The following is a 14,030-nucleotide window of genomic DNA, read 5'->3' as shown; positions in this document are numbered from 1 at the left end:
AGCACCTTCGAGGCATCCCGAAACGGAGTCCGTCATGAGCGTCGCCCTGTTCGAGCCCTACACCCTGCGGTCGCTGACCGTGCCCAACCGGGTCTGGATGGCCCCCATGTGCCAGTACTCGGCGGAGACGAGCGGACCGAACGCGGGTGTCGCCCACGACTGGCACTTCGCCCACTACGCGGCCCGCGCCACCGGCGGCGCCGGACTGATCCTCGTCGAGGCGACCGCCGTCTCCCCCGAGGGCCGCATCAGCCCGGCGGACCTCGGCATCTGGAACGACACCCAGGTCGAAGCGCTGCGGCGGATCACCGGCTTCCTCAAGCAGCACGGCACCGTGCCCGGCATCCAGATCGGCCACGCCGGGCGCAAGGCCTCCACCAAGCGCCCCTGGCAGGGCCGCGGCCCGGCCGACGCGTCCGAGGCCTGGCAGCCCGTCGGCCCGAGCCCGGTCGCGTTCGCCGAGGACCACACCGTCCCGACCGAGCTGACCGTGGAGCGGATCCAGGAGATCACCGGCCAGTTCGTGGCCGCGGCCCGGCGCGCCCTGGAGGCCGGTTTCGAGGTCCTGGAGGTGCACGGCGCGCACGGCTACCTCATCGGCGAGTTCCTCTCCCCGCACAGCAACCACCGCACGGACGCGTACGGCGGCTCCTTCGAGAACCGGACCCGCCTCGCCCTGGAGGTCGTCGACGCCGTGCGGGCCGTCTGGCCCGAGGAGCTGCCCCTCTTCTTCCGGATCTCCGCCACCGACTGGCTGGAGGAGCAGGGCTGGACGCCCGACGAGACCGTACGGTTCGCCGCCCTCCTGCGCGAGCACGGCGTCGACCTCCTCGACGTCTCCAGCGGCGGCAACGGCGGCCCGGCCAAGATCCCGGTCGGCCCCGGCTACCAGGTGCCCTTCGCGGCCCGCGTCAGGGCCGAGACCGGACTGCCCGTCGCCACCGTCGGCATGATCACCGAGAGCCGGCAGGCCGAGAAGATCCTCGCCAACGGCGAGGCCGACGCGGTCCTCCTCGGCCGCGAACTGCTGCGCGACGCCTCCTGGCCGCGCCGCGCCGCCCGCGAACTGGGCGCGACGATCTCCGCCCCGCCGCAGTACGCCTGGGCGATCTGACCGCGGGCCGCGGCCGGGCCGGGGCGCCGCCGGGGCCACGGCAGGTGCCCATGCCGGTGCTGGTGCCGGTGCTGGCGCCGGTGTCAGCGGCCAGCGGCCAGCGGCCAGCGGCCAGCGGCGGGAGTGTCTCCGGGGTCGTTGTCAGTGGCCGGGTACAGACTTGCCCGTATCAGTGACAACGGCGTCCTGGAGGTGGCAGTCATGCCCGACGTACTCCTCACCGTGGGCACCCGCAAGGGTCTCTTCATCGGGCGACGGCACGGCGGGCGGTGGGAGTTCGACGACCCCGCCTTCCCCGCGCAGGCGGTGTACTCCGTCGCCATCGACACCCGGCGGCCGAACCCGCGGCTGCTCGTCGGCGGGGACAGCGCCCACTGGGGCCCCTCCGTCTTCCACTCCGACGACCTCGGCAGGAGCTGGACCGAACCGGCCCGGCCGGCGGTGAGGTTCCCCGAGGACACCGGGGCCTCCCTGGAGCGCGTCTGGCAGCTGCACCCGGCACCGGAGCACTCCCCCGACGTCGTGTACGCGGGGACCGAGCCGGCCGCGCTCTTCCGGTCGGCGGACGGCGGCGAGTCCTTCGAGCTCGTCCGCCCGCTCTGGGAGCACCCGACGCGCTCGAAGTGGGTGCCCGGCGGAGGCGGCGAGGCCGTGCACACCGTCGTCACCGACCCGCGCGACCCGGATGCCCTGACGGTCGCGGTGTCGACCGCGGGGGTGTTCCGCTCACGGGACGGCGGAGCCGCGTGGGCCCCCTCCAACCAGGGGGTGTCCGCCGTCTTCCTGCCCGACCCGCACCCCGAGTTCGGGCAGTGCGTCCACAAGATCGCCCAGGACGCGGGCGACAAGGACCGGCTCTACCTCCAGAACCACTGGGGCGTCTTCCGCAGCGACGACGCGGGCGCGAGCTGGTCCGACATCGGCGCGGGGCTCCCCTCCGACTTCGGCTTCGCGGTCGCCGCGCACCCGCACCGCCCCGGCACCGCCTACGTCTTCCCGATCACCGCCGACTCCGACCGCGTCCCGGCGGGCCGCCGCTGCCGCGTCTACCGCACGACGGACGCGGGCGAGACCTGGGAGCCGCTGAGCCGGGGGCTGCCCGAGGGCGACCACTACGGCACGGTCCTGCGGGACGCCCTGTGCACGGACGACGCGGACCCGGCGGGCGTCTACTTCGGCAACCGCAACGGCGAGGTGTACGCGAGCGCCGACGACGGGGACAGCTGGCAGCTGCTCGCGGAGCACCTGCCGGACGTGCTGTGCGTGCGGGCGGCCGCGATCTGACGGAATCAGAGATTCCGTCAGGCCTGTCCAAATACCTTCCGGAGAAAGGGAGTTGTTCGCACAGACATGCGATCATGGGGCCGCTCCCCCGGCCGACGGCCGGGGCCTTTCTGATTGCAGAGGACCATGAAGCACAGCCCCTTCCTCCACGCCCGCCGCGTCCTGCTCGCGCTCGCCGCCGTCCTCGGCGTCCTGTTCACGGCCGCCCCGGCCCAGGCCGACACGGGCCACGTCTCGGACTTCACCTACGAGATCCGCCCCAACCACACCTCGGGCATGTGTCTGGAGGTCGCCGACTGGAGCCAGAGCCCCGGTGCCGCCGTCCGGCAGTGGCCGTGCACCGGCGGCGCCAACCAGCAGTGGCGCAGGTTCTACGAGCCCGGCTCGTCCACCGGCCCCTACTGGTACGTGAACGTGAACAGCGGCATGTGCCTGGAGATCGGCGGCTGGGCCACGTACAACGGCGCCACCGCCGACCAGTGGGACTGCCACTGGGGTGCCAACCAGACCTGGTACGGCAACGACGGCCGCATCCGCACGCCCGTGGAGTACGTCCAGAACAAGTGCCTGGAGATCGCCGACTGGCGCGTCGACGCGGGTGCTCCGGCGCGGCTGTGGGACTGCACCGGCGGCGCCAACCAGTCGTACTACTTCCGCCGGGTCTACTGACACCCGGGGGCACGCCGGCCGAACCGGCGCGCCTTCAGGGCAGACGCCAGTCCACCGGCTGCGCGCCCTGGCCCAGCAGCATCTCGTTCGCCCGGCTGAACGGGCGGGAGCCGAAGAAGCCCCGGTCCGCCGACATCGGCGACGGGTGCGCGGACTCGACCACCGGCAGGTTCCCCAGGAGCGGGCGGGCCCTGCGGGCGTCACTGCCCCAGAGGATCGACACCAGGGGCTTCCCCCGGGCGGCCAGCGCGCGGATCGCCTGCTCGGTCACCTCTTCCCAGCCCTTGCCCCGGTGTGCGCCCGCCTTGCGCGGCGCCGTGGTCAGCGCCCTGTTGAGCAGCAGGACGCCCTGCCGGGTCCACGGCGTCAGATCGCCGTTCGACGGCCTGGGCAGACCGAGGTCCGTGTGCAGCTCCCGGAAGATGTTCTCCAGACTCGGCGGCAGCGAGCGGACCTCGGGCGCGACCGAGAAACTGAGCCCCATCGGCATCCCCGGCGTGTGATAGGGATCCTGACCCACGATCAGGACCTTCACCTCGTCGAAGGGCTGCTGGAAGGCCCTCAGCACATTCGGCCCGGAGGGCAGATACGTCCGGCCCGCCGCGATCTCCGCCCGCAGGAAGTCACCCATCGCGGCGACACGTCCCGCGACGGGGCTCAGGGCCTCCGCCCAGCCGGGCTCCACCAGTTCGTTCAAGGGTCGCGCTGTCACGGTCCGTCACTCTACCGGCCTACAGTGACAGCGGGGTCCGGGCCGGACCCCGCCCGCTCCTCCACACCTCTTCGAGGATGGTGCACCGTGGTTTCCGTGAACGAACCCTCCGACGGCCTGGTCATCGGTGTCGACTCCGGTGGTTCGGGGCTCCGGATCGCCCTGGCCGAGGCCGTGGGCGGAGCGGTCCTCGGCAGCCGTGCGTCGCGCGAACCGGTGCGGACGGGGCCGGGCGGGATCTCCGCCGGGCATTTCCTTGAGCAGGTGCTGCCCGCCGTCCGGGATCTCACGGAGCCCTTCCGCGCGCGGCCGGTGCTCGCCGTGGCCGTGGGGGCCGCGGGGATGGCGACGCTCGGGGAGGAGTTGCGGGACGAACTGCCGGGGGCCTTCGCGGAGGCGTGGGGGGTGGACCGGGTCGGGCTGGCGGCCGACGCGGTCACCGCGTACGCGGGGGCGCTCGGGCAGCGGCCGGGGGTCGTGGTGGCGGGCGGGACGGGGATGGTCGCGCTCGGCACGGATCTGACGCGCTGGCGGCGGGCCGACGGGTGGGGGCACCTGCTCGGCGACTGCGGCAGCGGGGCGTGGATCGGGCGGGCGGGTCTGGAGGCGGCGATGCGCGCCCACGACGGACGGCGCGGGGGGTCGGCGGCGCTCCTGGAGCGGGCGGAGAAGGTCTTCGGGCCGGCGGGCGGACTGCCGGGCGTGCTCTATCCGCGTACGGACCGGCCCGCGGTGCTCGCCTCCTTCGCCCCGGAGGTGGGGCGGTGCGCGGCGGCGGATCCCGTGGCGGCCGGCATCCTCGCGCGGGCCGGGGCGCACATCGCCGAGGCGGCCGAGGCGGCGTGCCCGGCGGGGCCGGGGGCCCTGGTGGCGCTCACCGGCGGGCTCTTCAAGTTGGGCGAGCCGCTGCTCGTACCGCTGCGCTCCGCGCTCGGGGAACTGGTCCCGCAGGCCCGGACGGTGGAGCCGGCGGGGGATCCGCTCGCCGGGGCGGTCGCCCTGGCCTCCGCGCTCGCCACCGGCACCCTGCGCCTGCCGGAGGACCCGGCGCTGCTCCGCCTGTTCGGCGCCGGGACGGCATAGGCGGGACCGTTCACCCAGGTGGGAGGCGGTGCGCCGGATCGGAAGCGGGCCCGGAAGGGGCGGAGACGGAAGGGAAACGGAAGGCAAACGGAAGGGAAGCCGGGGCAGAGAGCGGACATAGGGGGGCAGAAGGCGCGTGACCGCACCTCAGCCGACGGCGCGGCGGGTGAAACCAGTAGCATGCGGCGCCATGAGCTCCCCCACTGGGCCCGCTTCCGGCCTGCCTGTACGAATGCCTCGACCCCGCCAGTCCGGGCGGCACCGTCGCCCCGAACCCGCGGCGGCGCCCGAGGGCGCTCCCGCACTGGTTCTCGCCGTGCCCGGCGCGCCGTCCGCCGCCATACGCTCGCTGGCCGAAGAGGTCGTGAGCATCGCCCGCTCCGAGCTGCCCGGCCTGGAGGCCGCGATCGGCTTCCTGGAGGGCGACGACACCGAGTACCCCTCCCTCGCGACCGTCCTCACGGCGGCCGAGACGCTGCGCACCGAGCGGTACGAGCTGGCCCTGGCCGCCGGCCGCGAGGCCACCGCCCCGACGGGTCCGGCCGCGGTCGTCGTCCCGCTGCTCGCGGGCCCGGACAGCGCCCAGATGCGCCAGGTGCGCCAGGGCCTCATGGACGCCGGCAACACCGCCGAGCTGACCGATGTCCTCGGCCCGCACCCGCTGCTCGCCGAGGCGCTGCACGTGCGCCTCTCCGAGGCCGGTCTGGCCCGCGCCGACCGGGCCCGGCTGTTCACGGTCGCGACGGCCGCCGACGGCATCATCCTGGCCACGGTCGGTGGCGAGGAGGCCGTGCAGGCCGCCGGGATCACCGGCATGCTGCTCGCCGCGCGCCTCGCCGTCCCGGTGATGGCCGCCGCGCTCGACCAGGAGGGTTCCATCGCCTCCGTGGCCGAGCAGCTGCGCGCCGCCGGCGCGGAGCAGCTGGCCCTCGCCCCGTACCTGATCGGCCCCGAGCTGGCCGAGGGCCTCCTCGACGAGGCGTCGAAGGAGGCCGGGTGCGCCGCCTCCGAGCCGCTGGGCGCCTACCCGGCCATCGGCAAGCTGGTGCTCTCGCAGTACACGGCCTCGCTGGGCATGCCGCAGCAGCCGCAGGGCGCGTCCTCGCTCTGAGGCCGCGGCCCCGTGTCGCACGGAAGGGCCCGCTCCGGAATCGTCCGGTGCGGGCCCTTCGTCGTGTCCGGCGGGTGGCCCCGGCGGTTCAGCCGAAGACCACGCAGGAGGCGGCGGGGGCTTCGACCGAGCCCTTGCGCGCGGGGACGCCCGTGTCCGGGTCGAGGGTGAACCAGGTGACGTCGCCGGAGCGTTCGTTCGCCGCGTACAGGCGCCGTCCGGAGGGGTCGAGGGTCAGGTCGCGGGGCCAGGTGCCGCCGCAGGGCACGGTGGCGACGAGACGGGCCCCGGCGCCGTCCGCGTCGAGGGCGAGGACGGCGAGGGTGTCGTCGCCGCGCACGGCGGCCCAGAGGAAGCGGCCGTCGGGGGCGACGACCACCTCGGAGGGGTAGCTGGGGCCGGTGGCGCCCTCGGGGACGACGGGGGTCTCGGCGAGCGGTTCGAGCACGCCCTCCGCGGCGTCCCAGCGGCAGACGGTGAGGGTGGGCTCCAGCTCGTTCAGGACGTACGCGTGCGTGCCGGCCGGATGGAAGGCGAGGTGGCGCGGCCCGGTGCCGGGACGCAGCGCGGTCTCGCCGTGGAGGGTGAGCGCGCCGGTCGCGGGGTCGAGGGCGCAGATCCGTACGGAGTCGGTGCCGAGGTCCACGCTGACGACCCAGCGGCCGCTGGGGTCGGGGAGCACCTGGTGGGCGTGCGGGCCGCTCTGGCGGTCGGCGACGGGGCCGCCGCCCTCGTGCCGCAGGACCGTGGTGGCGGGGCGGGCGGTGCCGTCCTCGGCGAGGGGCAGGGCGGTGACGCTGCCGGAGGTGTAGTTGGCGGTGAGGAGGTGTCCGGCGGCGAGCGCCAGATGGGTGGGGCCCGCGCCGCCGACGGGGACGGGGGTGCCGAGCGGCCGGGGCGCGGGGCCGGTGACGTCGAAGGCGGCCACGGCGCCCGTGTCGGTCTCGGACACGGCGTGGAGCACGGGGCCGGCGAGGGCGAGGAAGGACGGGTCGGCGACGGCGTCGCTGCCGCCGGTGACGGTGAGCGCGCCGGTCTCGCCGTCCACCTCGGCGGTGAGGACGCCGCGTCCGCCCGCCGAGGTGAAGGAGCCGATGTACGCCCGTGCTCCGCTCCGGCCCTGTTCCGTCCCCGTGTCGCCCACGGCGCCTCCCCTGCTCTCCGGTCCGGTCGTGGCCGACCGTCCGTCGTCTCGTGGCGCCGACGGTAGCAGGCGGTCTAGACCAGGGTGGTGGAGGCGGGTTCGGCGGGGTGCTCCGCCGCGGTCGTCAGGAGCGGACCATCCAGGCGCCGGGCGGAGTGCGCAGCGGGGCGTCCAGCTCCGTGAGCACGCGGGCGAGCCCGCTCGCGTGGGCGAGGGCCGGCGCGCCCGCGTGGACGTCGCCCTCGGCCCGGGGGTGACGGTCCAGCTCCACCGCCGCCCCTTCGCGGGAGGTGAGGGCTTCCACGGCGGCCTCGACGCGCCAGCAGGCCGCGGCCAGGCGGGCGTCGTGGCTGGCGTCCGGGTCGGCGGCCACGGCGACGAGTCCCCGCACCTCGGCGGCCGCCTCGTCGAGGAGCACGAGGACCTGGCGCGCTCGCTGCTTCCGCCCCAGGAAGGGCGTCAGCGGATGCACCAGCGGAGCCAGCGAGAGCCGTACGCGCCCGAGGAGCGCCTCCAGCTCGGCGGCGTGCGGCGTCGGGTCGGCGGCGTCGTCGCCCGCGAGACGGCGTACGGACGCCGAGGTGGCGGACCGGACGCACAGCAGCGCCCGCTGGATCCACGCGTCGTTCGTCGTGTGCGTCCGCACGGGAAGGACCAGCGTCACGGCGAGACCGGCGCACACGGCCCCGACGACGGTCTCGGACACGCGCAGGAGGAGCAGCGCGCCGTCGAGGACCCCGAGGAGCCCGTAGAGCAGGCTGGCCATCACGGTGACCGCGAGGATCATCCAGGAGTACGAGACGGGCGCGGCGTAGAAGATCCCGAACACGCACACGGCGACCAGCAGCGCGGTGACGACGGGCTCGCCGCCCAGCGGGACGGCGACGAGGAATCCGGCGGCGATGCCGGTGACGGTGCCGAGGACGCGGCGGAAGCCCCGTACGAGCGTCTCGCCCCGCGAGGCCGTGTTGACGAAGATCCACCAGACGGTGCCGACGGCCCAGTACCAGCGCGCCTCCGAGAGGAGCTGTCCGATGACGAGGGCCGCCCCCGAGGCGACGGCGACCTGGACGGCCTGGCGGGTGGTGGCCCGGGCGAGTCCCGTGCCGGGCAGGGCGGCGGGCACGGCCGGCGGCGGGACCCGGCGCTCGATGGGCCACAGCACGAAGCGCACGGTCGCGGCCGCGGCCAGGGCGACGAGGGTGGCCGCGTACAGCTCGGGGAGCTGGGCGGGGACGGCGTGCAGGAACTGGGTCACGAAGAACTGCATGAAGGCGAAGACGCCGAGCGCGTGGCCGCGCGGTCCCCAGCGGCGCGCGTACACGCCGGCGAAGATCACGAGCAGCCAGGCCGCGTCGCGCAGCGGGGGCGCGCCGTGCAGGAGCGCCGCGAGGGCGAGCACGGGGAAGCCGACCGTCGGCAGCAGGGCGGTGGTGACGGCCTGGCGGCGCACCGTGGGGTCGCCGACCGTGAAGAGGGCGAGGAGCGCGGCGAGACCGGCGGTGATGGACGCGACGAGGGACAGACCCAGCAGTTCGGCCAGGGCGACCGCGAGCCCGACGCCCAGGACGGCGCGGAGCGAGACCCTGAGTCGGACGAGCCCCGGATCCGGGGCCATGAAGTACTTCTGCACGGCGGCCAATCCCGCCCCCCTTGATCTGTTCCTCGGCGCGCGAGACTCCCCGGGGGTGGTGGGGGCTCGGACACGACGAAGGCACCGCGGGCCTGTCCGGCCTCGTCGCCGGACGGCGCTGCGCGGCGCCGAAGATATGTGATGGCTACAAGGATAGACAGAAGGGGGTGCGGCGGCTCAACCGACCGGCGAAACGCTGGGCCAACGGTCCACTGCCATGGCGGAACAGGTGACCGGACGGAGCCAATGGACCAGCCGCACCGCCTCGGTCCGTCCGCCATAATCCCGTTGCTCCCCGGGGCCCCCGACCGGATCATGCGGCCATGGAGACACGAGCAGGAGCGGAGACCACCGGAGCACCCGCGGCCGCGGGCGTGCGCACGGACTGGTGGGCCGTTCCCTCCCGCGTACGAAGCCGGGTCGAGGAGTCCCTCGGGTCCCCCGTGGAACATGCCGCCACCCAGGCCGGCGGCTTCTCGCCGGGTGTCGCCGCCCGCGTGCGCCTCGCCGACGGCCGGCGGGTCTTCGTGAAGGCGGTGGGGCCCGAACCCAAGCCGGATACTCCCGGCCTCCACCGGGCGGAGGCCGGGATCACCGCGGCCCTGCCGGTCACCGCCCCCGTGCCGTCGCTGCTCATGGCCCTGGAGCTCGACGGCTGGGTCGTCCTGGTCCTCGAAGACGTGGACGGCCGGACACCGGCTCAGCCCTGGCGGCCGGACGAGCTCCGGCGTGTCCTCGCGGCCACGACGGAGCTGTCCGCGCTGCTCGACCCTTCGCCGGTCGAGGCGCCGACGCTCGCCGACCGTTTCGGCGGGAGGTTCCGGGGCTGGCGTCTGCTCGCCGCCGCTGCCGCCGAGGGGGCGGACGACCTGGCGCGGCTCGACCCGTGGGCACGCCGCCATCTCGGACGTCTCGTCGGCCGGGAGGCCGGCTGGAGCGCCGCCGCGTCCGGCAGCGCCTTGGTCCATGGCGATCTGCGCGCGGACAACGTCCTGCTGACCGACGACCGCGTCATGGTCGTCGACTGGCCGTGGGCCTCGGTCGGCGCTCCGTGGTTCGACGTCGTCGCGATGGGCCCGAGCGTGATCATGCAGGGCGCGCCGGACGCCATGGGCTCTCTGGACCGGCACCTCCACGCCCGCGGTGCCGACGCCGAGGACGTGACCACCGTACTGATCGCCCTGGCCGGCTGCTTCCTCCGCCAGTCCGTCCAGCCCCCGCCGCCGGGACTGCCGACGCTGCGGGGCTTCCAGCGCGCCCAGGGCGAAGCCGCCCTGGACTGGGTGCGGGAGCGGACCGGCTGGCGCCAGCCGTGGGGACGCGGTTCGTCGTCGCCGGGCCCGGCACGGCGCCCGCCCGGGGCACGGACGGATCGCGGCGCCCGCCCCGGACCTGGATAGAGTCGGAAACCGGACGAGCCGGGGCGAAGGAGGCCGACGGGGCATGGCGGTGGACGAGCTCGACACACGGATCCTGCGGCTGCTCATCGAGCAGCCGAGGACGAGCGTGCGCGAGTACGCGCGGATCCTGGGAGTGGCGCGGGGCACCGTGCAGGCGAGGATCGACCGGATGGAGCGCGACGGGGTGATCAAGGCGACCGGGCCGGTCCTCTCCCCCGCCGCCCTCGGGCACCCGGTGCTCGCCTTCGTGCACGTCGAGGTGACCCAGGGGCATCTGGACGAGGTCGGGGACGCGCTCGCGCGCGTGCCGGAGATCGTGGAGGCCTTCTCCATCACCGGCGGCGGCGACCTCCTGACCCGGGTGGTGGCCCGCGACGCCGGGCATCTGGAGGACGTCATCCAGCGGCTGATCCAGCTGCCCGGCGTGGTCCGCACCCGGACCGAGATCGCGCTGCGCGAGCGGGTCGCGCACCGGCTGCTGCCGCTGGTCGAGGCGGTCGGCCGCCGCTCGGGGACGTCCTGAGCCGCCGCCCTTCCTGGTGGGTTCGTCCAAGTGGGCTGGCAGATGCCATGAGGCATCCCGCGATCCCTTGCAGATGAGATCCCGTACGGCCTAACGTGGCCGGCATGCAGTCCTACACCATCGGCCAGGCGGCACGCCTGCTCGGCGTCAGCCCCGACACGGCACGCCGCTGGGCCGACGCGGGCCGGGTCGCGACCCACCGCGACGAGAACGGCCGGCGTCTGATCGACGGCCGCGATCTGGCCGCCTTCTCCATCGAGGTCGGGCAGGGCACCGCCGGGGACGAGGAGGAGTCGTACACCTCGGCCCGCAACGCGTTCCCCGGGATCGTGACCGCCGTCAAGCTCGGCGACGTCGCCGCCCAGGTCGAGATCCAGGCCGGCCCGCACCGGCTCGTCTCGCTGCTCACCCGCGAGGCCGTGGAGGAGCTGGGCCTGGAGGTCGGCATGCAGGCCACCGCCCGGGTGAAGTCGACCAGCGTGCACATCGACCGGACCTGATTCCCTCCGGGACACGGCCCCCGGAAGCGGACTTCCGGAGGCCGTGGGCCCGGAGCGGCCCGTGGGGGCTGTCCGCGTCCGGGGGGACGGACAGCCCCCCTCGCGCTTCTCCGAGCACCCCTCCTCAGCACACCCCTGGAACCCACGATGAAACGCCTTCACGGCCGGACCGCCGGACGCGGGCCGCGCGCCCCGTTCCTCCTCGCCGTGCCCGCGCTGCTCGCCGTCGCGTTCCTGCTGCTGCCGCTCGTCGGGGTCCTGGTCCGCACCGAGTGGGGGTCCTTCGGCGCGCATCTGTCGAGCCCCGGCACCGTCGAGGCCCTCCGGCTGTCCCTGCTCGTCTCCTTCTGGGCCCTCGGCCTGTCGCTGCTGCTCGGCGTGCCGCTCGCCTGGCTGCTCGCCCGCGTGCCGTTCAGGGGCAAGGCGATCGTCCGCTCGCTGGTCCTGCTGCCCATGGTGCTGCCGCCGACGGTCGGCGGCGTGGCCCTGCTGCTCGCGTTCGGGCGGCGCGGCGTCATCGGCCCCTGGCTGGAGAGCACCTTCGGGGTGACCCTGCCCTTCCACACCTCCGGCGCGGTGGTCGCCGCGACGTTCGTGGCCATGCCGTTCCTGGTCATCAGCCTGGAGGGCGCGCTGGCCGGGCTGCGCCCCCGGTACGAGGAGACGGCGGCGTCCCTGGGCGCCTCGCCGGTGCGGGTGTTCTTCACCGTCACGCTGCCGATGGTCGCCCCCGGGCTGCTCGCCGGAGCCGCGCTCACCTGGGCGCGGGCGCTCGGCGAGTTCGGCGCCACCATCACCTTCGCCGGGAACCTGCCCGGCACCACCCAGACCCTGCCGCTCCAGGTCTACCTGCTGCTCCAGGAGGAGCCGGAGGCGGCGACCTCCGTGTCGCTGCTGCTGCTCGCCATCGCGATGGCGGTCCTGATCGCCCTGCGGGGCCGCTGGACGGGCACCCCCTCCCCGGGCCGGACCCGGACCGTGTCCGCGGCACCCGCCGAGGACCCCGCCGTCGCCCCGGACGGGGCGCGGGCCGCGTCGGTCACGGACCTCCCCGGAGCGGACGCCGGGCGCTGGGCGCTGCACGCCGAGGTCACCGGCTTCAACGACCTCACCCTCGACGCCGGACCGGGCACCACCATCGCCGTCGTCGGCCCCAACGGCGCCGGCAAGACCACCCTGCTCCGGGCCTTCCTCGGCCTCACCCCCCGTGCCCACGCCTCGCTCCGGCTCGGCGACACCGACGTCACCGAGCTGCCCCCGCACCGGCGCCGGGTGGCATGGGTCCCGCAGGACGGCGCCCTCTTCCCCCATCTGTCGGCGCTCGCCAACACCGCGTACGGCCTCCGGGCGCGCGGAGTGCCGCGTGCCGAGGCCCGGCGGGAGGCGCGGGCCTGGCTCGACCGGCTCGCCGTCGGCCACCTCGCCCACCGCCGTCCGGCCGAGCTGTCCGGCGGCCAGGCCCAGCGCGTCGCCCTCGCCCGCGCGCTCGCCGCCCGTCCCCGGCTGCTGCTGCTCGACGAGCCGCTCGCGGCCCTCGACCAGACCACCCGGGCCCATGTCCGGCACACCCTGCGCAACCACCTCGCCGGCTTCGGCGGTGTCTGCCTCATCGTCACCCACGACCCCGTCGAGGCCGTCTCGCTCGCCGACCGGGTGCTCGTCCTCCAGGACGGGCGCACCCTCCAGGACGCCTCTCCCGCCGAGGTCTCGCGGCACCCCCGTTCCCCCTGGGTGGCCCGGATGCTCGGCCGGAACGCCTGGCCCGGCACCGCCTCCGCCGAAGGCCTCGCCCTGGACGGGGGCGGCACCCTGATCACCGCCGAGCAGCCGCCAGCCGGCACCCCGGCCCTGGCGATCATCGCGCCCGAGGCCGTGGCCGTGCACCGCGAGAGGCCCGGCGGCAGTCCCCGTAACGTCTGGCCCGGCACCGTACGGGAGATCACCACGAGCGGCAGTCGGCTGCGGGTCCTCGTCACCTCGGACTCCGCGCCCTCGCTCGTCGCCGAGATCACCCCGCAGGCCGCCGCCGAACTGGGCCTCGCGGACGGGGTGCCGGTCTGGACGGGCGTCAAGGCGACCGAGGTGACCGTCGTACCGCTGTGAGGCCCCCTGAGGGACGAAGGCGCTCCCCGCGCCTCCGTCGACGGGCCGGGGCGGGACGGAAATCGGCAGGCGGCGCGGCCGGGCGCTGTGGCAGGGTACGACCGCCCTGCCCCCGCGTGATCCGGAGCGTCCCATGCCCCTGCCCGAGCGGCTCGTCCCCCTCCTCGACCAGTTCGACTTCGCCCGGAAACGACTCGCCGACCGGATGGCGGGACCGGTGATGGACAGCGGCAACGGCACGGACGTCGAGGTCGGTCCGATGACCGACGCGGAGTACCTCTGGGAGCCGGGGCCCGGATGCTGGTCCGTACGGCGCCACGCCGACGGCCCGGGGCCGGGCGCGACCCTCCTCGTGGGCGCCGGCGACTGGGGCCGGGACACGACGCCGCCGCCGCACCCCGTGCCGCCGCCGTTCACGACGATCGCCTGGCGGCTGAGCCACCTCACCGAGATGCTCGCGCTGCGCGCCGACCACACGACCGGCAGCCGCGGCCTGACCCGCGACGACTTCACGGTCAGCGGGGACGTCGCCACCGCCCTCCCGGCGTTCGACGCCGCCGCGACCGCCTGGCGCGAGGCGCTGGTGTCCGCCGACGACGAGGCGCTCGACACGGTGGGCCACTGCACCTACCCGCACGGCAGCGACGCGGAGAACCCCTTCCTGGAGATCGTCTGGTGGGTGAACCAGGAGCTCCTGCACCACGGCGCGGAGATCGCCCTCCTCCGCGACCTCCACCGGCTCCTCCCGTAGGCC

At 75.1% G+C, this 14,030-nt stretch carries 13 protein-coding genes; 10 read left to right on the top strand and 3 right to left on the bottom strand.

Going from position 1 to position 14,030, the window contains the following annotated elements:
• Positions 1-34: 34 nt before the first annotated feature.
• From ACFYUS_RS13365 to ACFYUS_RS13355, 3 genes are all read left to right on the top strand, one after another.
• Entirely contained in the window at positions 35-1,114 is a 1,080-nt protein-coding gene (locus ACFYUS_RS13365) for an NADH:flavin oxidoreductase/NADH oxidase (protein WP_388849792.1), read from the top strand.
• A 201-nt stretch (positions 1,115-1,315) separates the two neighbouring features.
• Positions 1,316-2,398, top strand: a complete 1,083-nt coding sequence (locus ACFYUS_RS13360; RefSeq protein WP_388849789.1) for a WD40/YVTN/BNR-like repeat-containing protein — start codon at positions 1,316-1,318, stop codon at positions 2,396-2,398.
• 126 nt (positions 2,399-2,524) lie between these two features.
• The gene (locus ACFYUS_RS13355; protein WP_388849786.1) at positions 2,525-3,067 is read left to right on the top strand and encodes an RICIN domain-containing protein; all 543 of its coding nucleotides are present in this window, start codon (positions 2,525-2,527) and stop codon (positions 3,065-3,067) included.
• A 34-nt stretch (positions 3,068-3,101) separates the two neighbouring features.
• Here ACFYUS_RS13355 and ACFYUS_RS13350 read toward each other — a convergent pair whose 3' ends face one another.
• Entirely contained in the window at positions 3,102-3,779 is a 678-nt protein-coding gene (locus ACFYUS_RS13350) for a uracil-DNA glycosylase (RefSeq protein ID WP_388849784.1), read from the bottom strand.
• Positions 3,780-3,866: 87 nt separating this feature from the next.
• Between ACFYUS_RS13350 and ACFYUS_RS13345 the strand changes: the two genes are divergently transcribed.
• Positions 3,867-4,862, top strand: a complete 996-nt coding sequence (locus tag ACFYUS_RS13345; RefSeq protein ID WP_388849781.1) for an N-acetylglucosamine kinase — start codon at positions 3,867-3,869, stop codon at positions 4,860-4,862.
• Positions 4,863-5,052: 190 nt separating this feature from the next.
• A complete protein-coding gene (locus ACFYUS_RS13340) occupies positions 5,053-5,973 on the top strand; it encodes a sirohydrochlorin chelatase (protein WP_388849778.1) in 921 nt (306 codons plus the stop codon).
• An 88-nt stretch (positions 5,974-6,061) separates the two neighbouring features.
• Here ACFYUS_RS13340 and ACFYUS_RS13335 read toward each other — a convergent pair whose 3' ends face one another.
• Both ACFYUS_RS13335 and ACFYUS_RS13330 read right to left on the bottom strand, forming a co-directional pair.
• Positions 6,062-7,117: a lactonase family protein gene (locus ACFYUS_RS13335; RefSeq protein ID WP_388849775.1), complete on the bottom strand. Its 1,056-nt coding sequence runs from the start codon at positions 7,115-7,117 to the stop codon at positions 6,062-6,064.
• Between the two features lie 124 nt (positions 7,118-7,241).
• On the bottom strand, positions 7,242-8,735 hold the full coding sequence (locus ACFYUS_RS13330) for an FUSC family protein (protein ID WP_388850591.1): 1,494 nt from the start codon (positions 8,733-8,735) through the stop codon (positions 7,242-7,244).
• Positions 8,736-9,073: 338 nt separating this feature from the next.
• On the opposite strand from ACFYUS_RS13330, the gene ACFYUS_RS13325 reads away from it, so the two are divergent.
• From ACFYUS_RS13325 to ACFYUS_RS13305, 5 genes are all read left to right on the top strand, one after another.
• Complete coding sequence (locus ACFYUS_RS13325) at positions 9,074-10,150, top strand: aminoglycoside phosphotransferase family protein (RefSeq protein ID WP_388849772.1); 1,077 nt, start codon at positions 9,074-9,076, stop codon at positions 10,148-10,150.
• Between the two features lie 43 nt (positions 10,151-10,193).
• Positions 10,194-10,673, top strand: a complete 480-nt coding sequence (locus ACFYUS_RS13320) for an Lrp/AsnC family transcriptional regulator (RefSeq protein ID WP_388849770.1) — start codon at positions 10,194-10,196, stop codon at positions 10,671-10,673.
• Between the two features lie 104 nt (positions 10,674-10,777).
• Complete coding sequence (locus tag ACFYUS_RS13315; protein WP_388849767.1) at positions 10,778-11,173, top strand: molybdopterin-binding protein; 396 nt, start codon at positions 10,778-10,780, stop codon at positions 11,171-11,173.
• Between the two features lie 147 nt (positions 11,174-11,320).
• Entirely contained in the window at positions 11,321-13,276 is a 1,956-nt protein-coding gene (locus ACFYUS_RS13310; RefSeq protein ID WP_388849764.1) for an ABC transporter permease, read from the top strand.
• A gap of 133 nt (positions 13,277-13,409) precedes the next feature.
• The gene (locus tag ACFYUS_RS13305; protein ID WP_388849761.1) at positions 13,410-14,027 is read left to right on the top strand and encodes a DinB family protein; all 618 of its coding nucleotides are present in this window, start codon (positions 13,410-13,412) and stop codon (positions 14,025-14,027) included.
• Positions 14,028-14,030 lie beyond the last annotated feature (3 nt).

Source organism: Streptomyces sp. NPDC004284, from assembly GCF_042874035.1.
Lineage (GTDB): Bacteria > Actinomycetota > Actinomycetes > Streptomycetales > Streptomycetaceae > Streptomyces.
The sequence above is the reverse complement of the archived record's forward strand: the minus strand, read 5'-3'. Positions and strand labels throughout refer to the sequence as shown.

Excerpts from the sequence above, each read along its gene's own strand:
- ACFYUS_RS13315 (WP_388849767.1), top strand. The coding sequence starts at position 10,778 with ATGCAGTCCTACACCATCGGCCAGGCGGCACGCCTGCTCGGCGTCAGC.
- ACFYUS_RS13355 (WP_388849786.1), top strand. The coding sequence starts at position 2,525 with ATGAAGCACAGCCCCTTCCTCCACGCCCGCCGCGTCCTGCTCGCGCTC.
- ACFYUS_RS13330 (WP_388850591.1), bottom strand. The coding sequence starts at position 8,735 with ATGGCCCCGGATCCGGGGCTCGTCCGACTCAGGGTCTCGCTCCGCGCC.
- ACFYUS_RS13325 (WP_388849772.1), top strand. The coding sequence starts at position 9,074 with ATGGAGACACGAGCAGGAGCGGAGACCACCGGAGCACCCGCGGCCGCG.
- ACFYUS_RS13360 (WP_388849789.1), top strand. The coding sequence starts at position 1,316 with ATGCCCGACGTACTCCTCACCGTGGGCACCCGCAAGGGTCTCTTCATC.
- ACFYUS_RS13310 (WP_388849764.1), top strand. The coding sequence starts at position 11,321 with ATGAAACGCCTTCACGGCCGGACCGCCGGACGCGGGCCGCGCGCCCCG.
- ACFYUS_RS13305 (WP_388849761.1), top strand. The coding sequence starts at position 13,410 with ATGCCCCTGCCCGAGCGGCTCGTCCCCCTCCTCGACCAGTTCGACTTC.
- ACFYUS_RS13340 (WP_388849778.1), top strand. The coding sequence starts at position 5,053 with ATGAGCTCCCCCACTGGGCCCGCTTCCGGCCTGCCTGTACGAATGCCT.
- ACFYUS_RS13365 (WP_388849792.1), top strand. The coding sequence starts at position 35 with ATGAGCGTCGCCCTGTTCGAGCCCTACACCCTGCGGTCGCTGACCGTG.
- ACFYUS_RS13320 (WP_388849770.1), top strand. The coding sequence starts at position 10,194 with ATGGCGGTGGACGAGCTCGACACACGGATCCTGCGGCTGCTCATCGAG.